Raw genomic sequence first — 25,558 nt, 5'->3', positions numbered from 1 at the left:
GGCGAATTACGGCCTTGTAGTAGAAGCAGAATTAACAAACCACTGCTGGATGTTACCCATCGCGGAGTGCGAGGTATCCAGAATCGGCTGCGGATAGAAGCCCAACAGCACCAGCAGTACGACCAGCAGCAGGATGATGAACAGCTCACGCAGCGACATCCCCGGCAGTTCTTGTGCAGCAATTTCACTCTTCGCTTTACCGAAGTAAGCGCGGTGCAGCATCGCCAGCGAGTACACGGAGGCAAATACCAGACCAAAGGTGGAGATGACGGTGATCGTCGGTACCACGTTGAAGCTGCCGAACAGGATCATAAACTCGCCGACGAAGTTACCGGTACCCGGCATACCCAGAGTCGCCACCGCGAAGAACATGGAGAGCGCCGGCAGCCATTTCATTTTGCCCCACAGGCCGCCCATCATACGCATGTCGCGGGTATGCAGACGTTCGTACAGCTGACCACACAGGATGAAGAGACCGGCAGCAGACAGGCCGTGCGCAATCATCTGGATCACCGCGCCCTGGTATGCCAGCTGGCTGCCGGTGTAGATGGCAATCAGCACGAAGCCCATGTGGGAAACGGAGGTGTAAGCAATCAGACGTTTGATGTCGTACTGCGTGAAGGCCATCCATGCACCGTAGAAGATACCGATCACGCCCAGCCACATGGCAATCGGCGCGAACTCTGCGGAGGCGTTCGGGAACAGCGGCAGGGAGAAACGCAGCAGACCGTAGGCCGCCGTTTTCAGCAAGATACCCGCCAGGTCAACGGAACCCGCCGTTGGCGCCTGAGAGTGCGCGTCCGGCAGCCAGCCGTGCAGCGGTACGACCGGCATTTTCACCGCGAAGGCGATGAAGAAGCCGAGCATCAGCAGGTATTCCACACCGTGAGACATCGGGGTCTTCAGCAGGTCTTCGTAGTTGAAGGTCCAGACGCCGGTCGCATTGTAATGCACAAATACCAGCGCCAGGATGGCAATCAACATCACCAGACCACTCGCCTGGGTGTAGATGAAGAACTTGGTGGCCGCCGTGATACGCGTTTTACCGTCGGATGCCTTGTGGCCCCACAGCGCGATCAGGAAGTACATCGGCACCAGCATCATCTCCCAGAAGAAGAAGAACAGGAACATGTCGATGGCCAGGAACACGCCGATCACGCCGCCCAGGATCCACATCAGGTTCAGGTGGAAGAAGCCCTGGTATTTTTCGATTTCTCGCCAGGAGCAGAGTACCGCCAGAACGCCGAGCAGACCGGTCAGCACCACCATCAGCAGCGACAGACCGTCAATCGCGAGGTGGATCGTAATACCGAAACGTGGGATCCACGGCAGAATGAACTCAGACTGCCACTGCGGAAGGCCCGCGGACTGGGTCAGTGAGTAGCCACCCTGCAACCAGAGTTGCAGACCAAGCGCGAGCGTCAATCCCATGGTGATCAGCGCGATCCAGCGCGGCATCTTCACGCCAAAGCGTTCGGTCTGCCAGCACAGGAAGCCGCCGATGAAGGGAATTAATATTAGCCAGGGTAGTAACATGGCGATTTTTATTCCTTGTTAAAGTCCCTCAGGGACCGATTTTCAACGAATTCGACAAAATTCACGTTTGAGTGCGGGGCCTTTTGCCCGGTGGCGCTTCGCTTACCGGGCCTACGGTCCGTAGGTCGGGTAAGCGCTAGCGCCACCCGACAATCCCCGCTAACTCAAAATCAACGCAACACCATCAGCAGCGCCAGTACGACAACCGCACCGATGCTCATGGACGCCACATACCAGCGCAGATAACCGTTCTCGCTGAACAGCAGGCCTTTACCTGCAAAGCGAGAGAGGATCGCCGGGATATTCATCAGGCTGTTCAGTGGATCGCGCTTCAGCAGCCACGCAATGCCCAGGAACGGCTTCACGAAGATCATGTCGTACAGCCAGTCGAAGCCCCATGCGTTGTACCACCAGGTGCCCAGCAGACGGCCCGGCGCGCTGTTGGCAACGGCAGTCACCAGCGTGCGTTTGCCCAGCCACAGCCATGCGGCAATCAGGATGCCCGCGATAGCCACTACGCCGGAGGTGATTTCAAGCGTCAGAACGCGACCGTGCTCAAGCTCGGTTGTCGCCGGCAGTACGCCCTGCAACGGTGGCACAATCATCGCGCCAACGAAGGTGGACAGGACCAGCAGCACAATCAGCGGCAGGTGGTGGGTAATCCCCTTCCCTGCGTGAGCGTGAATTTGTTCTTTACCGTGGAAGACGATGAAAATCATACGGAAGGTGTACAGGGAGGTCATAAACGCACCGACCAGACCCGCAACCATCAGATTGATATGACCATTCGCCATGGCGCCCGCCAGGATTTCGTCCTTACTGAAGAAGCCCGCGGTGATCAGCGGCAGTGCCGCCAGCGCCGCGCCGCCTACCAGGAAGCAGACATAAACCAGCGGGATGGACTTACGCAGTCCGCCCATTTTGAAGATGTTCTGCTCGTGGTGGCAGGCCAGAATCACCGAACCGGATGAGAGGAACAGCAGCGCTTTAAAGAACGCGTGCGTCATCAGGTGGAAAATGGCCGCGTCCCACGCCTGAACGCCCAGCGCCAGGAACATGTAACCAATCTGGCTCATGGTGGAGTACGCGAGCACGCGTTTGATGTCGGTCTGCACCAGCGCGGCAAAGCCTGCCAGCACCAGCGTAACCGCACCGACAATACCCACCAGATGCAGAATTTCCGGGGTCATCAGGAACAGGCCATGGGTACGCGCAATCAGGTAGACACCGGCGGTGACCATGGTCGCGGCGTGAATCAACGCGGAGACAGGGGTTGGACCCGCCATCGCGTCGGCCAGCCATGTCTGCAACGGCAGCTGCGCGGATTTACCCACAGCGCCACCCAGCAGCATCAGCGTTGCCCACCACAGCATGTTGTTGCCTGCTTCGAAGTGCGCCGGCGCCAGTTCCACCATTTCGCGGAAGTTTAGCGTGCCCAGTTCGTTGTAAAGAATGAACAGCGCGAAAGCGAGGAACACGTCACCCACACGGGTCACGACGAACGCTTTCATGGCCGCTGCGCCATTCTTCGGATCGGTGTAGTAGAAACCGATCAGCAGGTAAGAACACAGACCCACGCCTTCCCAGCCCAGATACATCAGCAGCAGGTTATCGGCCAGCACCAGAACCACCATGCTGGCGATAAACAGGTTGGTGTAGGCGAAGAAGCGGGAGTATCCCTCTTCACCGCGCATGTACCAGGAGGCGAACATGTGGATCAGGAAGCCGACGCCGGTAACTACGGAGAGCATGGTCAGAGACAGACCATCCAGCACCAGGTTGAAACCGATGTTGAAGTTACCGACCGACATCCAGTTCCACAGCGGTACGCTGTAGGCCTGACGTCCATTGTTAAAGAAGTCGATACCCGCATACGCTGTGATCAGCGCAGCCAGGCCGATAGAGCCAATGCCCACGGTGGCAGACAGATTCTCAGACCAGCGGCCGCGAGAAAACGCCAGCAGCACGAAGCCAATCAGCGGAAAAATAATGGTTAAGGCAAGCATGTTCATCCACGCAACTCACTTACTGAATCGATGTTCAGGTTCTGGCGGCGACGATGGAGCTGTAGCAACAGCGCCAGGCCAATACTCGCTTCAGCAGCCGCGAGGCTGATGGCGAGAATGTACATCACCTGACCATCGGTCTGGCCCCAGTAGCTACCGGCGACCACAAAGGCCAGCGCGGAAGCGTTGATCATGATTTCCAGACCGATCAGCATAAACAGCAGATTGCGGCGGATAACCAGACCGGTTAAGCCCAGAACGAATAAAATCGCAGCGAGGATCAGTCCATGTGTTAAGGGGATCATGCGCGTTCCTCCGTTTTTCTTTTCGCGCGGTCGTCAGTGCGGTTGCTCAGCACCTCGCCGACACGCTCTTCGCGACCAACGTGGAAGGCCACAACCAGACCCGCCAGCAGCAGCATTGAGGCCAGCTCAACCGCCAGAACGTACGGACCAAACAGGGTGATACCCACGGCTTTCGCGCTGATTGGCGTCCCGTCGATACCCTGGTCGTTGACGCCCAGAATGGCGTAAACAATCACCGCCAGCATGATGGCCGACAAAATTGCCGGACCAATCCACACCTGCGGTTTTAACCACTGACGTTCCTGCTCAATTTCAGAGCCGCCCAGGTTCAGCATCATCACCACGAACACAAACAGCACCATGATGGCCCCGGCGTAGACGATGATTTCCAGCGCACCGGCGAAGTGCGCGCCCAGCGCAAAGAACACCCCGGAAATAGCCAGCAGCGAAATGATTAAATACAGCAGCGCATGCACCGGATTGGTGTGCGTGATCACTCGCAGCGTAGCCAGGATGGCGATAAGGCCACAGATATAAAAAGCGAATTCCATTGCCCTCTCCTTACGGTAACAGGCTCTTGACGTCGATAGGCTTAGCTTCGTTCTCTGCTTCGCCTTTATCTTTGCCGTCGATTGCCATACCCGCCATCCGGTAGAAGTTATATTCCGGGTATTTGCCCGGACCGGAAATCAGCAGATCCTCTTTCTCGTACACCAGATCCTGACGCTTGTACTCACCCAGCTCGAAGTCTGGAGTCAGCTGAATCGCCGTGGTTGGGCACGCTTCTTCACACAGACCGCAGAAAATGCAGCGTGAGAAGTTGATGCGGAAGAACTCAGGGTACCAGCGGCCGTCTACCGTCTCTGCTTTTTGCAGAGAGATACAGCCCACCGGACACGCTACCGCACACAGGTTACAGGCAACGCAACGCTCGGAACCGTCCGGGTCGCGCGTCAGCACGATACGTCCACGGTAGCGCGGCGGCAGATATACCGGCTCTTCCGGGTACATCCGGGTTTCGCGTTTGGCAAACGCATGCAGGCCGATCATCCAGATACTGCGTACCTGGGTGCCGAAACCTACCAATAATTCTTTTAAGGTCATGATCTCAAAGCCCCTTATGGCTGCTGCCAGAGAATGACAGCCGCCGTTACCAACAAGTTGACGAGCGTCAGCGGCAGGCACACTTTCCAGCCGAAGGACATTACCTGGTCATAACGCGGACGCGGTAACGCTGCGCGAATCAAAATGAACATCATCATGAAGAACGCGGTTTTCAGCGCGAACCAGATGAACGGCGGTAAGAACGGGCCATGCCAGCCACCAAAGAACAGCGTTACCATCAACGCGGAAATGGTGACGATACCGATGTACTCGCCCACAAAGAACAGACCGAACTTCATACCGGAATATTCAATGTGGTAACCGTCGGCCAGTTCCTGTTCGGCTTCTGGCTGGTCAAACGGGTGACGGTGACACACCGCCACGCCCGCGATGGCAAAGGTAATAAACCCAAAGAACTGCGGGATAACGTTCCAGATGTCGGCCTGGTTGTTGACGATGTCGGTCATGTTAAATGAACCGGCCTGCGCCACCACGCCCATCAGAGAGAGACCCAGGAACACTTCGTAGCTCAGCGTCTGCGCGGAAGCACGCATCGCACCCAGCAGCGAGTATTTGTTGTTACTGGACCAGCCTGCGAACAGCACCGCGTAAACCGCGAGGCCTGCCATCATCAGGAAGAACAGAATGCCGATGTTCAGGTCAGCCACCACCCAGGTCGGGCTGACCGGAACGATAGCAAACGCCAGCAGCAGCGAGGTGAAGGCGATCATCGGCGCCAGCGTAAAGATCACGCGGTCCGAGAAGCGCGGAACCCAGTCCTCTTTAAAGAACATCTTGATCATGTCCGCGACCAGCTGGAGTGAACCACCCCAGCCCACGCGGTTCGGTCCGTAACGGTTCTGGAACAGACCGAGCAAACGACGTTCACCAAAGCTCATGAACGCGCCGCAGGTGACGACCACCAGCAGAATCACAACCGCTTTCAGAATGCTCAGCAGGATGTCGATAAGATCCGGCGTTAACCAACTCATGCTTTTGCCTCCTGAAGGTTATCAAGATGCGCACCCGCCAGGACCGGCGCGATGCCAGGCATACCCATCGGCAGACCCACCTGCCCTGCTGACAGGCGTTCAGAAATAATCAGCGGCAGGCTGATTGTCTGGCCGTCGTAGCTAAAGGCAATGTTCGCACCCGCGTTAACGCCAAGCTTCGCGGCATCCGCCGGGTTGAGCTTGATGTACGGCTGCGGCATACGCTGCTGGAATACCGGAGAACGCTGGGACATTTCGTCGCTACCGAACAGATGGTAGTACGGTGCAATACGCCAGTGACCTTCCTGCGCCTGGAAGCTCGCCGGAACGGTGGTGAAGAAGTCCAGACCGGTTTCGGAGGCTTCAATCAGACGCACGCCCGGATCGCCGTGGCGCAGGTGACCGCCCACTTCAGCCTGGAACTTGTTCCATGCCTGCGGGGAGTTCCAGCCCGGTGCCCATGCAAACGGGATTTGCGAACGCGGCGCAGACGGCTGGTTGTTCCCTTCCATCGAGAAGGCAAACATGGTGTCTTTATCCTGCGGCTGACGCGGTTCGTGCACGCTGATGTTGGCGCGCATCGCGGTACGACCGCTGTAGCGGTGCGGCTCACGCGCCAGTTTCTGGCCGCGAATGCGGAAGCTTGCGTCAGGCGCGGCGTCTTTAATGCCCGCCAGCTGAGGCAGTTTCTCAACAACCGCGTCAATAACGTGGTCGAGCTGCGTCCAGTCCACTTCACGGCTCTGCACGGTGCTGTGCAGAGAGTGCAGCCAGCGCCAGCTTTCCAGCATCACGGTTTTGCTGTCGTAGTAGGCCGGGTCATAAACCTGGAAGAAACGCTGGGCGCGGCCTTCGTTGTTGATCACCGTCCCGTCGCTTTCTGCGAAGCTTGCCGCAGAGAGCACCAGGTGCGCTTTGTCCATGATCGCGGTGCGCTGATGGTCGATAACCATCACCAGCGGCGCTCTGGAGAGCGCGGCGTCAACGCGAGCGGCAGAAGCATGGCGATGCAGGTCGTTTTCCAGCACCACAACGGCGTCAGCGGCACCGGATTCCAGTTCGCTTAACGCGTCTTCCAGCGAGCCGCCGCCAATCATACCCAGACCGATGCTGTTCACCGCACGGGCAATCATGGTAACTCCGACGTCAGCGCCGCGGCCCTTCAGGGCTTTGGCAACGTTCGCTGCGGCCTGAATGATTTCAGCGCTACCGGCGTTGGTACCGGAAATAATCAGAGGTTTCTTCGCCCCCGCCAGTGCCTGAACAATCACATCGACCTTGTTTTGCAGGTCGCGATCCAGTTCAACGGCCGGCGAGTTGCTGTCCAGCGCGTGGGCAATGGCAAAGCCGAGACGCGCCTGATCTTCAACCGGCGCGCAGTAGGTCCACGCGGCGATATCGTCCAGACGAGTGTTGTCGACGTTAGTCACAAACAGAGGATGCTTCGCGCGCTGACCGATGTTGAGAATGGCCGCAATCTGCCAGTCAGCCACTTTCTGCGCCGCTGCCATTTCACGTGCTTTGCCTTTCACCGCCTGACGAACCGCCAGAGCCGCGCGTGCGCCGGTCTGCGTCAGGTCTTCACCCAGCACCAGAACCGCATCATAGGATTCGATTTCGCGCAGCGCAGGCGTATGAATGCCGCCTTCACGCAGCACTTTCAGCACCAGCTGGAGACGTTCCTGCTCGCCCTGGGCGATACCGGTGTAGAAGTTTTCCGCCCCAACCAGCTCGCGCAGCGCGAAGTTGCTTTCGATGCTGGCGCGCGGGGAGCCGATGCCGATCACTTTCTTCGACTGACGCAGAATATCCGCCGCGCCCTGCATCGCCTGCTCGGCGTTGAGGGTAATGACGTCATCGCCACGGCGCTGTACCGGCTGACGCGGACGGTCTTTCAGGTTCACATAGCCATAGCCGAAACGACCGCGGTCGCAGAGGAAGTAGTGGTTAACGGTACCGTTGTAACGGTTTTCGATACGACGCAGTTCGCCGTAACGTTCACCCGGGCTGGTGTTACAGCCGAGGGAGCACTGCTGGCAGATGCTTGGCGCAAACTGCATGTCCCATTTACGGTTGTAACGTTCAGAGTGGGTTTTATCCGTGAATACGCCGGTCGGACAGATTTCTACCAGGTTACCGGAGAATTCGCTTTCCAGCGTACCGTCTTCCGGACGACCGAAGTAGACGTTGTCATGCGCGCCATATACGCCCAGATCCTGTCCGTCTGCATAATCTTTGTAGTAACGCACGCAGCGGTAGCAGGCGATGCAGCGGTTCATTTCGTGAGAGATGAACGGCCCCAGATCCTGGTTACGGTGGGTACGCTTGGTAAAGCGATAGCGACGGAAGCTGTGACCGGTCATGACGGTCATATCCTGAAGGTGGCAGTTACCGCCCTCCTCACACACCGGACAGTCGTGCGGGTGGTTGGTCATCAACCACTCCACCACGCTTTCACGGAACTGTTTGGCTTCTTCGTCATCAATCGAAATAAAGGTGCCTTCGGCGGCTGGCGTCATACAGGACATCACCAGGCGACCACGCGTGTCTTCCGCGTTTTGATATTGCTTCACCGCACACTGGCGGCAAGCACCGACGCTGCCCAGCGCCGGATGCCAGCAAAAGTACGGAATATCGAGGCCAAGAGACAGACAAGCTTCCAGCAGGTTGTCCGCCCCGTTGACTTCGTATTCTTTGCCGTCTACATGAATCGTAGCCATTAGCATGCTTCCAGTTGGCTCGGCCGAAACCGAGCGTTAATCAAAATTCTGTTTTTACCAGCGCGCTTTCAGCAGGTTCGGCTGAATACCATTGATCGAATGGGTATTGCTGAACGGCTGCTTGATGCCTGCTTCGAATTCGTCGCGGAAATATTTAATCGCGCTTTGCAGCGGCTCGACGGCGCCCGGTGCGTGGGCACAGAAGGTTTTACCCGGCCCTAAGAATCGACACAGTTGCTCAAGTGTCTCGATATCGCCAGGCTGGCCTTCGCCACGTTCGATAGCACGCAGGATCTTCACGCTCCACGGCAGACCATCACGGCACGGTGTACACCAGCCGCAGGACTCGCGGGCGAAGAACTCTTCCAGGTTACGCACCAGGGATACCATGCCGATCTCATGGTCGACGGCCATCGCCAGCGCCGTACCCAGACGGCTGCCTGCTTTACCAATGCTTTCGAACTCCATTGGCAGGTCAAGGTGGGCTTCGGTCAGGAAGTCCGTCCCTGCCCCACCCGGCTGCCAGGCTTTGAATTTCAGGCCATCGCGCATGCCGCCGGCGTAGTCTTCAAGAATTTCGCGTGCGGTGGTGCCGAACGGCAGCTCCCAGACGCCAGGGTTCTTCACGCGACCGGAGAAGCCCATCAGCTTGGTACCGGCATCTTTGCTTGAGGAGATGCCCTGATACCACTCCACGCCGTTCGCGAGGATCGCCGGGACGTTGCACAGGGTTTCGACGTTGTTGACGCAGGTCGGTTTACCCCACACGCCGGAGCTTGCCGGGAACGGTGGCTTGGAGCGCGGGTTCGCGCGGCGGCCTTCCAGGGAGTTAATCAGCGCGGTTTCTTCACCGCAGATATAACGCCCGGCACCGGTGTGCACGAACAGCTCGAAGTCAAACCCGGTGCCCAGGATGTTTTTACCCAGCAGACCGGCTTCAGTGGCTTCGGCAATCGCGCGACGCAGGTTTTCAGCCGCTTCGATGTATTCACCGCGCAGGAAGATATAGCCACGGTACGCTTTCAGCGCGAACGCGGAGATCAGCATGCCTTCAACCAGCAGGTGCGGCAGCTGTTCCATCAGCAGGCGGTCTTTATAGGTACCCGGCTCCATTTCATCGGCGTTACACAGCAGGTAACGGATGTTCATGGATTCGTCTTTCGGCATCAGGCTCCACTTCAGACCGGTGGAGAAGCCCGCGCCCCCGCGGCCTTTCAGGCCAGACTCTTTCACCGCGTTAACGATGTCGTCCGGCGCCATGCCGCCGAGGGCTTTACGCGCGCCGGCATAGCCGTTTTTGCTCTGATATTCGTCGAGCCAGACCGGCTGTTTGTCATCACGCAGACGCCAGGTCAGCGGATGCGTCTCAGCAGTACGAATTACAGTTTTCATTTGTACTGCTCCAGCAGGTCAGGAATCGCTTCCGGCGTCAGATGGCTGTGAGTGTCCTCATCAATCATCATGGTCGGCCCCTTGTCGCAGTTACCCAGGCAGCAGGTTGGCAGCAGAGTAAAGCGTCCGTCGAAGGTGGTCTGGCCCGGCTTGATATTGAGTTTCTTCTCAATCGCAGCCTGAATGCCCTGATAACCGGTGATGTGGCAGACCACGCTGTCACAGTAGCGGATCACATGGCGGCCTACCGGCTGACGGAAGATCTGGCTGTAGAACGTGGCTACGCCTTCTACGTCACTTGCCGGAATGCCCAGCACTTTTGCGATCTCGTAGATCGCCCCATCCGGCACCCAACCACGCTGTTTCTGTACGATTTTCAGCGCTTCAATGGACGCCGCACGCGGGTCTTCGTAGTGGTGCATCTCGTGCTCAATGGCGGCACGCTCTGCTTCACTCAGCTCAAAAGCCTCGGTTTGTGGTTGTTGATTCTCGTGCATAATTAGCGGTCCACATCTGACATAACAAAATCGATACTACCCAGATACACAATCAGGTCGGAGACCAGACTGCCGCGAATGGCGGCCGGGATCTGCTGCAAGTGTGCGAAGCTTGGCGTACGCACGCGGGTGCGGTAGCTCATGGTGCTGCCGTCGCTGGTGAGGTAGTAACTGTTGATACCCTTGGTCGCTTCAATCATCTGGAAGGATTCCTGTGCCGGCATGACCGGGCCCCAGGAAACTTGCAGGAAGTGGGTGATCAGGGTTTCGATATGTTGCAGCGTGCGCTCTTTCGGTGGCGGCGTCGTCAGCGGGTGATCCGCCTTGAACGGGCCTTCCGGCATGTTGTTGAGGCACTGCTCAAGGATGCGCAGGCTCTGGCGCAGCTCTTCCACTTTCAGCATCACGCGGGTGTAGCAGTCGGATACGCCGCCGCCAACCGGGACTTCAAAGTCGAAGTTCTCGTAACCAGAGTAAGGACGGGCTTTACGCACGTCGAAATCAATACCCGTCGCACGCAGACCTGCACCTGTGGTTCCCCACTCCAGCGCTTCTTTCGCGCCGTAGGCAGCAACGCCCTGAGAACGGCCTTTCAGGATGGAGTTACGCAGCGCGGCTTTCTCGTAAGACGCCAGACGTTTCGGCATCCAGTCGAGGAATTCACGCAGCAGGCGGTCCCAGCCGCGCGGCAGATCATGCGCCACACCGCCGATGCGGAACCAGGCCGGGTGCATACGGAAACCGGTAATCGCTTCCACCAGATCGTAGATTTTCTGACGGTCGGTAAAGGCGAAGAAGACCGGCGTCATCGCGCCGACGTCCTGAATGAACGTGGAGATGTACAGCAGGTGGCTGTTAATACGGAACAGTTCAGACAGCATCACGCGAATCACGTTAACGCGATCCGGGACGGTGATGCCTGCCAGTTTCTCAACGGCCAGCACGTATGGCATTTCGTTCACGCAGCCGCCGAGGTATTCGATACGGTCGGTGTACGGAATGTAGCTGTGCCAGGACTGACGCTCGCCCATCTTCTCGGCACCACGGTGGTGGTAGCCGATGTCAGGGACGCAGTCGACAATTTCTTCACCGTCAAGCTGAAGGATAATACGGAATGCACCGTGCGCAGACGGGTGGTTTGGACCGAGGTTGAGGAACATGAAGTCCTCGTTTTCGGTGCCGCGCTTCATGCCCCAGTCTTCCGGCTTGAAGGTCAGCGCTTCCATCTCCAGATCCTGCTTGGCTTTGGTCAGCTCAAACGGGTCAAATTCGGTGGCGCGTGCCGGGTAGTCTTTACGCAGCGGGTGGCCGGTCCAGGTCTGCGGCATCATGATGCGCGTCAGATGCGGGTGACCGTCGAAGGTCATGCCGAACATTTCCCAGGTTTCACGCTCGTACCAGTTGGCGTTCGGGAAAAGTTTGGTGATCGTCGGCAGATGCATGTCGTTTTCAGACAATGCCACCTTGAGCATGATATCCGTGTTGCGGTCTATTGAGATCAGGTGGTAGAAAACGGAAAAATCCGCAGCAGGGAGACCCTGGCGGTGCGTTCTCAGACGTTCGTCCATGCCGTGTAAGTCAAACAGCATGACGTAAGGTTTTGGCAATTTCTTGAGGAAATCGACAACTTCCAGTAATTGCTCACGCTTCACCCAAACAACGGGTACCCCGGTGCGGGTGGCCTGAACAGTAAAGGCATCCGGCCCAAAACGGTTGCGCAGTTCGCCAATGACGGGGTCATCGAGATGATCCCGGGTCTGCCAGGCGGCTTCTTGCGCGGTTAAGTCGGTCATATTGTTCACCATTGCAAATGGTCCGTGGTGACTGTTAAGCCTGGCTTCGCGCTATTTGAGTAGTGATATGCGAAGGTGTTCTCCAGGCCCACAGGCGCAAATTAAATTTCGTCAGGCGTACGCAGGTTGGTGACGGCAATACGTTCACCACGTTTACGCTCGCGCTCAGACTGCATGTTCGCGCGATAGACACCCTGATCGCCAACAACCCATGAAAGCGGGCGGCGTTCTTTACCAATTGACTCCTGGAGCAGCATCAGCGCCTGCATATAGGCCTCTGGACGCGGCGGGCAGCCCGGGATGTACACATCCACCGGAATGAACTTATCAACGCCCTGCACAACGGAATAAATGTCGTACATACCGCCGGAGTTTGCACATGCGCCCATGGAGATAACCCATTTTGGCTCCAGCATCTGGTCATAAAGACGCTGAATAACCGGTGCCATCTTGGTAAAGCAGGTCCCGGCCACCACCATCAGGTCAGCCTGACGTGGAGAAGCACGCAGTACCTCGGCCCCAAAACGCGCAACGTCATGCACCGCAGTGAATGACGTCACCATTTCAACGTAGCAGCAAGAAAGGCCAAAGTTGTATGGCCAGATGGAGTTCTTACGACCCCAGTTGACCATGTCGTGCATGGCATGTTCGAGCTTGCCCATGTACACGCTTTTGTTGACTTCTTGCTCCAGGGGGTCGGTTACGATCTCCTGTTTTTGCAGGGGGTAACGGTCATTCTCACCGTTAGGATCTATGCGGGTGAGCGTATAATCCATCTTATTGCCTCGCTGTTACTGCTGACGATTAGAGATACTGTTTTCCGGGTTGATGTGTTCACGGCGTGAACGCACAGGTGTCCAGTCCAGCGCGCCAATACGCACCAGATAAACCAGACCGGCCAGTAACACTAAAATGAAAATTGCGGCCTCGACAAAGCCCACCCAACCACTTTCGCGAATGGAGGTAGACCACGCGAAGAGGTAAAGCGCTTCCACGTCAAAAATGACGAAGAACATGGCTACCAGGTAGAACTTGGCAGACAGGCGTAAGCGAGCGGTACCTACTGAATCAATACCTGATTCGAAAGGTGTGTTTTTGTGCCTTGCGCGGGCGCGACCGCCCAGGAACCAGCCGCCGACTAACATCAGGCAGCACAGGCCAATGGCTACAATAAGAAAGATTGCGAATGCCCAGTGATGAGCGATGACTTCTGTGGATGTTGACATACTCATTGCTTACTCATCAAAAGTGATACCGACGACACTGCTCTTGCTGGCAGATGGGCATCACATCGATTCATGGGGAGGAACAAAATAACCTTACACTAACTGTCAGAAATGAGACATAGACAGCAAAATGATGGGGTTTTTTACTCCTTTCTATAACCTTTTGTCAACTTTAACAAAGGTTTCTTCACATTAAATTACAACGTGCGATTCTCATTAACATTTGGTGCCCTTTAACCCTGGTGGGTACATGACTTTCCGTCAAATGCATCTTGTTGAATCGTGTCCGTTTTGGAAGTAAAAAAAATAACCCTCCTATTTTGACAGGATTTGCCAACGATTCCTCCCCCCAAATGGGAGTATTTTCTTGATCTGAGACACGCTTTTGTTAATTCAATCAAAAAAACAGCAACATATTTCCTGTTTTTTTAACATCGGCGGGGTATGAGGTAAGTTAGAACAGGTATTGTTTACATCTTAACCAAAAACATTTTCTGCATTGATAAATAAGCGGTATTTGCTTCATCCCTGCTCCGTTCACGGTTATGAATAGCAAAAAAAACCACTCGCAGGAAAAAATCATGCGAGTGGCTCTTTTTTGCACTTACATTTTGTTACGAGAATTTTGAGGGAATGATCACTCAAAATCCCCTTCCACGATCAGGGAGTCGTCCCCTCCTTCGGGAGTAACAGGCGCGTACTGCCATGGATTGTGGTAGTTTTCCATTGCCTCGAACACCACTTTTGCCAGCTCGTTGTTGCTGGCGGCGTTATGGCACAGCAGGTACTCCGTATCCGGCAACGACGGGAGTCCCTCGGATTGACCCAGCACACGCAGATCGGGGCTCATCATCTCCACCGGACGGGCCGTTACGCCAAGCCCGGCCTTCACCGCCGCTCGCACTGCGGGCAAGGTTGACGCCACGTACGCCAGGCGCCATGGAATACCGGCTTCGTTGAGCGCAGCCAGCACCATATCGCGGAACGGACTCGGATCGTCCAGCAGGACCAGGGGTATCGGCTCACCTTTCTGCAATACATACTCCGCGGCACAGTACCAGTGCGTTGGAGAAGTACGCAGCGTCAGGCTGTCAAACTGGCCAGGTCGATGCGTGGTGACCACCAGGTCAACCTCGTTTTCTTTCAGCATCTCAACCATGAAGGCATTGCGTTTAACGCTAACGTCCAGGGCAAGCTTCGGATAAACCGAGCTAATTCGGTTGAGAAGGAAGGGTAAAATGGTATCTGCTGATTCATCTGACGCCCCTAATGTTAACACTCCCTGAAGGTTGCTAAACATTAATGATATACAGGCTTCATCATTAAAGCGCAGTATCTTTCTGGCATAACCCAGAAGCTGAATACCATGTTCTGTTAAAAGCTTATTACGTCCATGACGCGCAAAAAGCTCTTTACCAACCAGTTGTTCCAGCCGCTGCATTTGCTGACTCACGGCGGACTGGGTACGGCAAACGGCGGCAGCAGCTGCTGCAAAAGTGTTGAGATCGGCGACCGCAACAAACGTTCTCAGCAGATCGAGGTCGAGATTCATTATCGGACGATTTGCATTTATCATATCTTTTCACTTTCAGGTTGCTCGTGCGGAGCTGCCCGGGTTGAAGCTGTGTGTAACAGTTAAGCAATTCCTTCTGAAGAGTTTCCCTCGCATCCCGGCCCGGCAGACTGCCTGACAGATAGTTATTGTACTGCGGTATATCACCAGTCAGAAATCACGTTTCATGACGTTATTTTTATTCTCTTGCGTCCAGGATATTTCGTTGTTTGCAGGTCGATGTTAATACCATAAAGAGTAAGACATGTTTTCTGCCATCTATATCGCAGCGTTGGCAACGTAGCAAGATGTGACTTACCCAATCAGCCAGAGATAATTTTAACAATAACAATCGATTAATACAGGAAAGCAGTATCCGATATACGTAACAGGCCTATCGCTATGCTGCATTCCCGAAACACATCTTAACCCAAATCCACTATATTTATAAGTCTTATTGCAATATTAAGGATTTACCGCCAATGATAAGCAACTACACTCTTTTTATTAAAATTAACGAAAGTTGCATTTTCGTCGTTAATAATAAATAAAGTTTAATTTAGATTCAGGCCATTCATTAATAACCCTTAACATTAATTTCACATGAGTAACTTTTAACCTGGCTTTGCTAATATGGCAATCGGTATCTCAGCATTCAGGTTTTACGAATGGTCACTCAGGGGGACTAATGCATCAGCCCGAATCGTCTTTTTATTTATTCCAGAATAATATTCATCTTTATATGAAATTTTTAGCACAAACAACCCAATCTCCCTCTTTATCACGATAAATTCAGACACAAAATCACTCCGTCGTTAGAGTAAGCGATCACCGCGGCATTGCCCGGTTGGACGAAATCTTCTTCTGTGCGCCCTTCAAAACGAAGCGCGGTGGGAGTACATTGTTCCGTGCTCACTTCCACGGCAGGAAGTTGCAATAATAGCGAAAAGGTTAAAGGTTCATGTCCCCTATCGAAAAATCCAGCAAGCTCGACAACGTCTGTTACGACATCCGTGGCCCGGTACTCAAAGAGGCAAAACGCCTTGAAGAGGAAGGCAATAAGGTTCTGAAACTCAACATCGGCAACCCCGCGCCATTTGGTTTTGAAGCGCCGGATGAGATCCTGGTGGATGTGATCCGTAACCTGCCCACTGCACAAGGCTACTGCGATTCAAAAGGGCTTTATTCCGCCCGTAAAGCCATCATGCAGCACTATCAGGCTCGCGGTATGCGCGACGTCACCGTTGAAGATATCTACATTGGCAACGGTGTCTCGGAGCTGATCGTTCAGGCGATGCAGGCGCTCCTGAACAGCGGCGATGAAATGCTGGTTCCTGCCCCGGATTATCCGCTGTGGACGGCTGCGGTGTCCCTGTCCAGCGGTAAAGCGGTGCACTACCTGTGCGACGAATCCTCTGACTGGTTCCCGGATCTGGATGATATTCGCGCCAAAATTACCCCGCGCACCCGGGGTATCGTGATCATTAACCCGAATAACCCGACGGGTGCGGTCTATTCAAAAGAGCTGCTGATGGAGATCGTCGAGATCGCCCGCCAGCACAACCTGATCATCTTTGCCGACGAGATTTACGACAAGATCCTGTACGACGCGGCGCAGCACCACTCTATCGCTGCGCTGGCGCCCGATCTGCTGACGGTCACCTTTAACGGACTGTCTAAAACTTACCGCGTTGCCGGTTTCCGTCAGGGCTGGATGGTACTGAACGGTCCGAAAAAACATGCGAAAGGCTACATTGAAGGGCTGGAGATGCTGGCATCCATGCGTCTGTGCGCCAACGTACCGGCGCAACATGCGATCCAGACAGCACTCGGCGGCTATCAAAGCATCAGCGAGTTTATCGTTCCAGGCGGCCGCCTGTATGAACAGCGCAACCGCGCATGGGAATTGATTAATGATATTCCGGGCGTCTCCTGCGTGAAGCCTAACGGCGCGCTGTACATGTTCCCGAAAATCGACGCGAAGCGCTTCAATATTCACGACGACCAGAAAATGGTGCTCGACTTCCTGTTGCAGGAAAAAGTGCTACTGGTTCAGGGGACGGCGTTTAACTGGCCGTGGCCGGATCACGTGCGTATCGTCACCCTGCCGCGCGAAGACGATCTCGAGATGGCCATCAGCCGCTTCGGGCGCTTCCTCTCCGGGTACCATCAGTAACGCTGACTTTTCGCCGGGTAGCGCTGCGCTTACCCGGCCTACAACATCCGCAAATTTGCATCTTCCCTCCCCTCCCCGCACAATGAAGTCTGTCGCAGTGAAGACATAAGGTAACCTATGAGTCAGAGTCATTTCTTTGCCCACCTCTCCCGCCTGAAACTCATCAACCGCTGGCCGCTGATGCGCAATGTGCGTACTGAAAATGTGTCTGAGCACAGTTTGCAGGTTGCCATGGTCGCGCACGCGCTGGCCGCGATTAAAAACCGCAAATTCAACGGGCAGGTGAATGCCGAACGTATCGCCCTGCTGGCGATGTATCACGATGCATCGGAAGTGCTGACCGGGGATCTGCCTACGCCGGTGAAATATTTCAACTCGCAGATTGCCCAGGAATATAAGGCCATTGAGAAGATTGCCCAGCAGAAGCTGATCGACATGGTGCCTGAAGAGCTGCGCGATATCTTCGGGCCGCTGATCGATGAGCATCAGTATACGGAAGAGGAGAAATCCCTGGTTAAGCAGGCCGATGCGCTGTGCGCCTACCTGAAGTGTCTGGAAGAGTTATCCGCCGGGAATAACGAATTTTTACTGGCAAAAACGCGTCTGGAAAAAACGCTGGAATCCCGTCGCAGCGAAGAGATGGACTACTTTATGCGCGTGTTTGTGCCGAGCTTCCATTTGTCGCTGGATGAGATTAGCCAGGATTCGCCACTCTGATTTTCGCCCAGCGGCGCTGCGCTTGCAGGGCCTACGGGGTTGTAGGCCGGGTAAGGCGTAGCCGCCACCCGGCAAAATGCTCAGAACGGAAACAGGACCGGTATCAATACCACGCACACCACCATCACCAGCACGGTGAACGGCACACCCAGCTTCACGAAATCACTGAACCTATAATTCCCGGGCCCCAGCACCAGCGTATTGACCGGGGAAGAGACCGGCGTCATAAATGCCGCTGACGCCGCCATCGCAACGATCATCGCAAACGGATACGGCGAAACGCCCATCGATTTTGCCATCGCCAGCGCAATGGGCGCCATCAGCACCGCCGTTGCGGTATTGGAGATGAACAAACCGATGGTGGCACACATGACGAACAGGCAAACCATCATCAGGTACGGACCATATCCCCCGCCCGCGTCCATTAAGCCTTTCACGATCAAATCCACCCCGCCGGTTTTCTGTAGCGCCAGGGCGAAGGGCATCATCCCGACGATGAGAATGATGCTCGGCCAGTGAATCGCTTTGTAAGCGCTTTCGGCGTCAATACAGCGGAATTTGCCCATTAACAGACAGGCGATTATCGCCGCCACCGGGTTAGGGATCTCGTCCGTCAGCATCAGCGCGACCATCAATACCAGGCAAAAAATCGCATGGGGCGCCTGGCTGTGCGCCGGTGATGCATCGTTCTCTTCAATCGGCATATTCAGCACCACAAAATCGCGGCCTTTCTGCCCGAGCTGGCTAATCAGTTTCCAGTTGCCGACCACGAGGAAGATATCCCCCAGCAGGATCGGCTCATCCACCACCGCCCCTTCAAGGGCTACGCCATCGCGCTTCAGGCCCACCACGTTGAGGCCATAGCGGGTACGAAAGCCGATTTCACGCACGGTTTTGCCCAATAATTCCGATTCCGGGATCAGCGACACCTCGGCCATTCCCACATCCAGCGCCTGGTCAGAGAAATACTCGCCGCGCAGGACCATCGGCTCCAGCAGCTGCTCGCTACAAAACTCCCGCAGATCCACGTCTGCGGTGGACATATCAATCAGCAGGACGTCACGCGCGCGAAACTCTGACACCCCGTTCACGTTAACGATCACCCGACGAAAACGACGCCAGCGCTCAACCCCGATGACGTTCGCGCCATTGCGTTCACGTAGCTTAAGGTCATCCAGCCGCTGCCCCACCATAGGCGATCCCGGGCGGATAGCCAGACGTCGGGCACGCCCGGTCAGACGATACTCTTTAATCAGATCGCGGAAAGAGCGCCGCTTCCAGCCCTCTTTGGCTTTATCCTGCTTCTCCCCTTTCAGCGCGAAACGGGTCAATAGCATATAGATAATGCCCATCACCAGTACCACCAGCCCGATCGGCGTAACGCTGAAAAAGCTAAACCCCTCAAGCCCCTCACGGATCAGTTCGCTGTTCACGACGAGGTTCGGCGGCGTCGCGACCAGCGTCATCATGCCGCTGATGAGCCCGGCGAAGCTCAACGGCATCATCAGCCGCGACGGGGAGATCTGCATCCTCATGCAGACGCTCAGCACGACCGGAATAAAGATGGCCACGACGCCCGTAGAGCTCATAAACGCGCCCAGCCCGGCGACCGTCAGCATCAGGTAAATCAGCATTTTGGTTTCGCTGCTGCCCGCCACCTTAACCAACCACGACCCCATCATCGTCGCCACGCCGGTGCGTACCAGCCCGTCGCCAATAATAAACAGGGCGGCAATCAAAATAACGTTGGGATCGCTAAACCCGGAAAAGGCTTCCGGCAGGGAAAGGGTACCGCTCAGAATGAATGCGACAATCACAAACAGGGCGACGGCATCCATGCGCACCTTGCCCGTGGCAAAAAGAATGATGGCGATTAACAGCAGGCTCAGGACCCAAATCAGTTCACCGTTCACAACATGTCCTTGTCAGTGGAGGAGAAGCAATTCTGCCATAAAAAAGCCCCGGTAATGCGGGGCTATATCATGGGATTACATTTTTAGCGAGACGGTTACAACTCCGTCTGACGCCTTCGAGACGTCGATGGCGGTCAGGGTGTTAAGCACAAAATCCGCCTCCTCCAGCCGGGGGGAACCCGCCGGGACGTTAACGGCAATGACGTGGCTTCCGGCGTTCAGCCCGGCCAGCACGCCTGCCGCCGCGTCTTCCACCACCACGCACTCCGCTGGCGCAAGGCCAAGCAGTTCAGCGCCGAGCAGAAACGCATCCGGTTCAGGCTTGCCGCGCTTCACGCGCTCAGCGGTAATGAATACGTCCGGCGTCGGTAAACCTGCCGCCTTATGACGGGCATGCGCGACGGGAACCGAGCCGGAGGTGACGATAGCCCACGGGATCTGCGCTTCATTCAGGTGCTCAAGCAGTTCACGCGCACCGGGCAGCGCGGTGATGCCTTCGGTATCGGTAGCTTCAATCTGCTCAAGATAGCGGAACTCCGCCTGAATCTCTTCCTCAGAACGTCCCGCAAGGAAGTGCCGCAATGAGGTAATGGCCTGTTTGCCATGGATGAAATTCAGTACGTCCTGATGGTCGATGTCGTGCCGGTCGGCCCAGTGGCACCACGAGCGCTCCACCACCGGTAGCGAATCCACCAGCGTACCGTCCAGATCAAACAGAAAACCTTTACACTGCACACGCACCTCCGTCAGGCATTAATGATTTGTTGAATTTCGTTGCTGCTTAAATGGTACTGACGCGGACAGGCGTGCCACGCGCTCAGCATACGTTGATACTTATCCCACATCGGGGTCTGGGCGTTGAAGCCGTGCGTACCCGCATCAAAATGGGTGTAACGCCCTTCGGTATTCACCATAAAGCGTACATAGCTCAGATAGCGCGCTTCCGTCGCAGCATCAAAGCCCAGGAACGTCACGCGGCGCTCGTCAATGGTCTGCTGGTCCTTCAGATTGGTCCAGGACACATGCAGCGCATGGTACATCTCCATGATGTCGATAACGATACGGCAGGTTTCCTCTTTCAGTTCGCCAAATTCGCGATCCAGTTCGCGCATCTGCAAGCCAAAACCACGTTCAACAATGGTTTGCAGGCGGCTGTAGCGTGCAGCGTTATCGGGATCAAGCATAGTCATCATCTTGTACTGGTTAGACAAAATCAGACGTTGAGCATGGGTCATTTCCATCTTTCGACTCCTGTAGCGCATTGCACTGTAAAAAAAAGACACGGTAACTGATTGTTACTGTGCCTTCTTTTGGTCGTCGTTTCGATGATCAATCACAAGTCATCGAGGAATGTTTTATCAAGCTGTTTAAACGCACGCTTGAGGGTATCCGCCAGCGCCTGATAGTCTGGCTTGCCTTCAACCGGCGCCAGCGCCTGGCCCGCCTCCTCCAGTTTTCCACGCACTTCATAAAACCAGTGTAAAACAGAAGGCGGAAGTGGCGTGACGGAACGTTTGCCTAACCACCATAGCCCCTGCATCGGCAGGCTTAAAGCAAAAAGCGCCGTCGCGACGGCAGGGCCAAGCTGTCCACCTAACGCTATCTGCCAGCACAGGGTAAAAACGGCAATCGGGGGCATAAAGCGAATCGCATAGCGCGTGGCGCGAATAGTGCGATTTTCAATAAACATGGGCGCGAGGCGCTTTTCCATCGGCCATGTCTTTGCGTAATGCTGTCCCCGACGAAACAGACTAAAAAAGTTCACGGACGGGATTTCGGGTGTCGACATGGCTGTACCTCAACTTCACATATAAAAATTAAAATTTTCGTGCAAAACCACAACAGGCTATGACAACGTTCAAAATATTTTGTCATCGCTACCCCGTATCGGGTATCCTGTGCCAGCCTGATAGGGCCGTAGACGATAAGCGTTAACTCGTCAAATTATCGCATATTATGCCATTGTCTGAAAAATGTTCAAAATGGCTTAAAATCATAGGTATTTCTTCCATCCTGCCAGAATGTTTGTTTGGCATGATGTTAATCATAAATGTCTGGGTCAGCATGCGTTACGCTTTTAGACTCACTGACGTTTTTTTAGCCACGTATCAATAATAGGTACTTCCATGTCGAGTAAGTTAGTACTGGTTCTGAACTGCGGTAGCTCCTCACTGAAATTCGCCATCATCGATGCGCTCAACGGTGACGAGTACCTCTCTGGTTTGGCCGAATGTTTCCATCTGCCTGAAGCACGTATCAAGTGGAAGATGGACGGCAGCAAACAAGAAGCGGCTTTAGGTGCAGGCGCCGCTCACAGTGAAGCGCTGAACTTTATCGTTAACACTATTCTGGCACAAAAACCAGAACTGTCTGCTCAGCTGACCGCAATTGGTCACCGTATCGTCCACGGCGGCGAAAAATACACCAGTTCCGTGGTAATCGACGACTCCGTGATCCAGGGTATCAAAGACTCTGCGTCTTTCGCACCGCTGCATAACCCGGCTCACCTGATCGGTATCGCTGAAGCACTGAAATCCTTCCCGAGTCTGAAAGACAAAAACGTGGCCGTGTTTGATACCGCGTTCCATCAGACCATGCCGGAAGAGTCTTACCTCTATGCCCTGCCATACAGCCTGTACAAAGAGCACGGCGTCCGTCGTTACGGCGCACACGGCACCAGCCACTTCTATGTGACTCAGGAAGCCGCAAAAGTGCTGAACAAGCCGGTTGAAGAAGTCAACATCATCACCTGCCACCTGGGCAACGGTGGTTCTGTTTCCGCTATCCGCAACGGTAAGTGTGTTGACACCTCTATGGGTCTGACCCCGCTGGAAGGTCTGGTGATGGGTACCCGTTCCGGTGATATCGACCCGGCGATCATCTTCCACCTGCACGACACCCTGGGCATGAGCGTTGACGACATCAACAAAATGCTGACCAAAGAGTCTGGCCTGCTGGGCCTGACCGAGGTCACCAGCGACTGCCGTTACGTTGAAGACAACTACGCAGAAAAAGCTGACGCTAAACGTGCAATGGACGTTTATTGCCACCGTCTGGCGAAGTACATCGGTTCTTACACCGCGCTGATGGAAGGCCGTCTGGATGCTGTTATCTTCACCGGCGGTATCGGTGAGAACGCGGCAATGGTACGTGAACTGTCCCTGGGCAAACTGGGCGTTCTGGGCTTCGAAGTTGATCATGAGCGTAACCTGGCTGCCCGCTTCGGCAAGTCTGGCTTCATCAACAAAGAAGGCACCCGCCCTGCTATCGTTATCCCAACTAACGAAGAGCTGGTCATCGCGCAAGACGCGCACCGCCTGACTGCCTGATTCCACACCGCCAGCAATGCTGGCGGTGCTGTTTTGTAACCCGCCCAACGCGGCGGTAACGAAAGAGGATAAACCGTGTCCCGTACTATTATGCTGATCCCTACCGGAACCAGCGTCGGCCTGACCAGCGTCAGCCTCGGCGTGATCCGCGCTATGGAACGCAAAGGCGTTCGTCTGAGCGTCTTTAAGCCTATCGCCCAGCCACGTGCCGGTGGCGATGCGCCAGACCAGACCACCACCATCGTTCGCAAGAACTCCAATCTGCCAGCGGCTGAACCGCTGAAGATGAGCCACGTTGAATCTCTGCTCTCCAGCAACCAGAAAGACGTGCTGATGGAAGAGATCATTGCCAACTACCACGCAAACGCGCAGGACGCGGAAGTGGTGCTGGTTGAAGGCCTGGTCCCGACCCGTAAACACCAGTTTGCCCAGTCTCTGAACTTTGAAATCGCGAAAACCCTGAACGCAGAGATCGTTTTCGTGATGTCTCAGGGCACGGATACCCCAGAGCAGCTGAAAGAGCGTATCGAACTGACGCGCAGCAGCTTCGGCGGTGCGAAAAACACCAGCATCACCGGCGTGATTGTTAACAAGCTGAACGCGCCAGTAGATGAGCAGGGCCGTACGCGTCCTGACCTGTCCGAAATTTTTGACGACTCTTCCAAAGCGAAAGTCATCAAAGTTGACCCGGCTAAGTTGCAGGATTCCAGCCCGCTGCCTGTTCTGGGCGCGGTGCCATGGAGCTTCGATCTGATTGCCACCCGTGCAATCGATATGGCGCGTCACCTGAACGCCACCGTGATCAACGAAGGCGATATCAACACCCGCCGCGTGAAGTCCGTAACTTTCTGCGCACGTAGCATTCCACACATGCTGGAGCACTTCCGTGCAGGTTCCCTGCTGGTAACCTCCGCAGACCGTCCGGACGTGCTGGTTGCAGCCTGTCTGGCCGCGATGAACGGCGTGGAGATCGGCGCGATCCTGCTGACCGGCGCCTACGAGATGGACCCACGCGTAAGCAAGCTGTGCGAACGTGCGTTCGCCACTGGCCTGCCAGTCTTCATGGTGAACACTAACACCTGGCAGACCTCCCTGAGCCTGCAAAGCTTCAACCTCGAAGTGCCGGTTGATGACCACGAGCGTATCGAGAAAGTTCAGGAATACGTTGCGGGCTACATCAACGCAGACTGGATCGAATCCCTGACGGCGACCTCCGAGCGCAGCCGTCGTCTATCTCCTCCAGCCTTCCGTTACCAGCTGACCGAGCTGGCGCGTAAAGCGGGCAAACGCGTGGTTCTGCCAGAAGGCGACGAACCACGTACCGTTAAAGCGGCAGCCATCTGTGCAGAGCGCGGTATCGCGACCTGTGTGCTGCTGGGTAACCCGGATGAGATCAACCGCGTTGCGGCGTCTCAGGGCGTTGAGCTCGGCGCGGGCATCGAAATCGTTGATCCTGACGTGGTCCGCGAAAGCTACGTTGCCCGTCTGGTTGAGCTGCGTAAGAACAAAGGCATGACCGAAGCCGTTGCGCGCGAGCAGCTGGAAGACAACGTGGTGCTGGGTACGCTGATGCTGGAGCAGGACGAAGTTGACGGTCTGGTTTCCGGTGCGGTTCACACCACCGCAAATACCATCCGTCCACCGTTGCAGCTGATCAAAACTGCACCGGGCAGCTCTCTGGTCTCCTCCGTGTTCTTCATGCTGCTGCCTGAACAGGTTTACGTTTACGGCGACTGCGCGATCAACCCGGACCCAACCGCAGAGCAGCTGGCAGAAATCGCTATCCAGTCTGCGGACTCCGCGATTGCCTTCGGTATCGAACCACGCGTCGCGATGCTCTCCTACTCCACCGGCACCTCTGGTGCAGGTAGTGACGTAGAGAAAGTCCGTGAAGCGACCCGCATTGCACAGGAAAAACGTCCGGATCTGATGATCGACGGCCCGCTCCAGTACGATGCCGCGGTAATGGCTGACGTGGCGAAATCCAAAGCGCCGAACTCGCCGGTTGCAGGTCGCGCTACCGTGTTCATCTTCCCGGATCTGAACACCGGTAACACCACCTATAAAGCGGTACAGCGTTCAGCAGACCTGATCTCTATCGGGCCAATGCTGCAAGGCATGCGCAAACCTGTGAACGACCTGTCACGTGGTGCGCTGGTTGACGATATCGTCTACACCATCGCGCTGACCGCGATCCAGTCTTCGCAGCAGCAGTAATTGTAAGGTCTTGCCGGATGGCGCTTCGCTTATCCGGCCTACAGGACCGTAGGCCCGGTAAGCGCGAGCGCCACCGGGCAACA

21 protein-coding genes are annotated in these 25,558 nt (G+C 55.5%); 4 read left to right on the top strand and 17 right to left on the bottom strand.

The features are described 5' to 3' along the window. Window positions 1–6: 6 nt before the first annotated feature. The 13 genes from nuoM to lrhA all read right to left on the bottom strand — a co-directional run bounded on the left by nuoM (window position 7) and on the right by lrhA (window position 15,147). Entirely contained in the window at window positions 7–1,536 is a 1,530-nt protein-coding gene (gene nuoM, locus ACWKXX_RS06845) for an NADH-quinone oxidoreductase subunit M (protein ID WP_003861498.1), read from the bottom strand. Between the two features lie 170 nt (window positions 1,537–1,706). Then, window positions 1,707–3,548 carry an NADH-quinone oxidoreductase subunit L gene (nuoL, locus tag ACWKXX_RS06840; RefSeq protein WP_134690344.1) on the bottom strand — a complete coding sequence of 614 codons (1,842 nt, stop codon included), beginning with the start codon at window positions 3,546–3,548 and terminating at the stop codon, window positions 1,707–1,709. Next, a complete protein-coding gene (gene nuoK, locus ACWKXX_RS06835; protein WP_003861496.1) occupies window positions 3,545–3,847 on the bottom strand; it encodes an NADH-quinone oxidoreductase subunit NuoK in 303 nt (100 codons plus the stop codon). Before nuoK ends, nuoL begins: the two co-directional genes overlap by 4 nt. Beyond that, entirely contained in the window at window positions 3,844–4,398 is a 555-nt protein-coding gene (gene nuoJ / locus ACWKXX_RS06830) for an NADH-quinone oxidoreductase subunit J (protein WP_003861493.1), read from the bottom strand. The genes nuoK and nuoJ overlap by 4 nt, the downstream gene beginning before the upstream one ends. Window positions 4,399–4,408: 10 nt before the next feature. Then, window positions 4,409–4,951, bottom strand: a complete 543-nt coding sequence (nuoI, locus tag ACWKXX_RS06825; RefSeq protein WP_003861491.1) for an NADH-quinone oxidoreductase subunit NuoI — start codon at window positions 4,949–4,951, stop codon at window positions 4,409–4,411. Window positions 4,952–4,965: 14 nt separating this feature from the next. Continuing rightward, window positions 4,966–5,943 (bottom strand): NADH-quinone oxidoreductase subunit NuoH, encoded by a 978-nt coding sequence (gene nuoH / locus ACWKXX_RS06820; RefSeq protein ID WP_003861490.1) that lies wholly within the window; start codon window positions 5,941–5,943, stop codon window positions 4,966–4,968. Continuing rightward, window positions 5,940–8,663, bottom strand: coding sequence for an NADH-quinone oxidoreductase subunit NuoG (gene nuoG, locus ACWKXX_RS06815; RefSeq protein WP_261666098.1), 2,724 nt, complete (start codon window positions 8,661–8,663; stop codon window positions 5,940–5,942). Before nuoG ends, nuoH begins: the two co-directional genes overlap by 4 nt. A 54-nt stretch (window positions 8,664–8,717) precedes the next feature. Continuing rightward, window positions 8,718–10,055 carry an NADH-quinone oxidoreductase subunit NuoF gene (gene nuoF / locus ACWKXX_RS06810; protein ID WP_003861487.1) on the bottom strand — a complete coding sequence of 446 codons (1,338 nt, stop codon included), beginning with the start codon at window positions 10,053–10,055 and terminating at the stop codon, window positions 8,718–8,720. After that, window positions 10,052–10,552 (bottom strand): NADH-quinone oxidoreductase subunit NuoE, encoded by a 501-nt coding sequence (nuoE, locus tag ACWKXX_RS06805; RefSeq protein WP_006176513.1) that lies wholly within the window; start codon window positions 10,550–10,552, stop codon window positions 10,052–10,054. Before nuoE ends, nuoF begins: the two co-directional genes overlap by 4 nt. Window positions 10,553–10,554: 2 nt before the next feature. Continuing rightward, on the bottom strand, window positions 10,555–12,357 hold the full coding sequence (gene nuoC / locus ACWKXX_RS06800) for an NADH-quinone oxidoreductase subunit C/D (RefSeq protein WP_003861484.1): 1,803 nt from the start codon (window positions 12,355–12,357) through the stop codon (window positions 10,555–10,557). A gap of 89 nt (window positions 12,358–12,446) precedes the next feature. After that, window positions 12,447–13,121, bottom strand: a complete 675-nt coding sequence (nuoB, locus tag ACWKXX_RS06795) for an NADH-quinone oxidoreductase subunit NuoB (RefSeq protein ID WP_003861482.1) — start codon at window positions 13,119–13,121, stop codon at window positions 12,447–12,449. A 15-nt stretch (window positions 13,122–13,136) separates the two neighbouring features. Beyond that, window positions 13,137–13,577 carry an NADH-quinone oxidoreductase subunit NuoA gene (nuoA, locus tag ACWKXX_RS06790; RefSeq protein WP_003861475.1) on the bottom strand — a complete coding sequence of 147 codons (441 nt, stop codon included), beginning with the start codon at window positions 13,575–13,577 and terminating at the stop codon, window positions 13,137–13,139. A gap of 631 nt (window positions 13,578–14,208) precedes the next feature. Then, window positions 14,209–15,147: a transcriptional regulator LrhA gene (gene lrhA, locus ACWKXX_RS06785; RefSeq protein WP_261666097.1), complete on the bottom strand. Its 939-nt coding sequence runs from the start codon at window positions 15,145–15,147 to the stop codon at window positions 14,209–14,211. Window positions 15,148–16,084: 937 nt separating this feature from the next. Here lrhA and alaA point away from each other — a divergent pair. Both alaA and yfbR read left to right on the top strand, forming a co-directional pair. Then, complete coding sequence (gene alaA / locus ACWKXX_RS06780) at window positions 16,085–17,299, top strand: alanine transaminase AlaA (protein WP_003861471.1); 1,215 nt, start codon at window positions 16,085–16,087, stop codon at window positions 17,297–17,299. A gap of 117 nt (window positions 17,300–17,416) precedes the next feature. Further along, the gene (gene yfbR, locus ACWKXX_RS06775) at window positions 17,417–18,016 is read left to right on the top strand and encodes a 5'-deoxynucleotidase (protein ID WP_003861468.1); all 600 of its coding nucleotides are present in this window, start codon (window positions 17,417–17,419) and stop codon (window positions 18,014–18,016) included. 80 nt (window positions 18,017–18,096) lie between these two features. On the opposite strand, the gene ACWKXX_RS06770 is transcribed toward yfbR, so the two are convergent. From ACWKXX_RS06770 to yfbV, 4 genes are all read right to left on the bottom strand, one after another. After that, on the bottom strand, window positions 18,097–19,929 hold the full coding sequence (locus ACWKXX_RS06770) for an SLC13 family permease (protein ID WP_261666096.1): 1,833 nt from the start codon (window positions 19,927–19,929) through the stop codon (window positions 18,097–18,099). Window positions 19,930–20,004: 75 nt separating this feature from the next. Beyond that, window positions 20,005–20,664, bottom strand: coding sequence for a sugar phosphatase (locus tag ACWKXX_RS06765; RefSeq protein ID WP_045343814.1), 660 nt, complete (start codon window positions 20,662–20,664; stop codon window positions 20,005–20,007). Between the two features lie 11 nt (window positions 20,665–20,675). Beyond that, entirely contained in the window at window positions 20,676–21,170 is a 495-nt protein-coding gene (locus ACWKXX_RS06760) for a YfbU family protein (RefSeq protein ID WP_003861461.1), read from the bottom strand. A gap of 92 nt (window positions 21,171–21,262) precedes the next feature. Beyond that, complete coding sequence (yfbV, locus tag ACWKXX_RS06755; RefSeq protein WP_017383434.1) at window positions 21,263–21,718, bottom strand: terminus macrodomain insulation protein YfbV; 456 nt, start codon at window positions 21,716–21,718, stop codon at window positions 21,263–21,265. Between the two features lie 337 nt (window positions 21,719–22,055). Here yfbV and ackA point away from each other — a divergent pair, with 337 nt between their 5' ends. Further along, entirely contained in the window at window positions 22,056–23,258 is a 1,203-nt protein-coding gene (gene ackA, locus ACWKXX_RS06750; RefSeq protein WP_015572267.1) for an acetate kinase, read from the top strand. Window positions 23,259–23,333: 75 nt separating this feature from the next. Further along, window positions 23,334–25,475, top strand: coding sequence for a phosphate acetyltransferase (gene pta / locus ACWKXX_RS06745; protein ID WP_017383435.1), 2,142 nt, complete (start codon window positions 23,334–23,336; stop codon window positions 25,473–25,475). Window positions 25,476–25,558: the final 83 nt, after the last annotated feature.

The organism is Enterobacter sp. UPMP2061 (assembly GCF_053709615.1).
The sequence above is the reverse complement of the archived record's forward strand: the minus strand, read 5'-3'. Positions and strand labels throughout refer to the sequence as shown.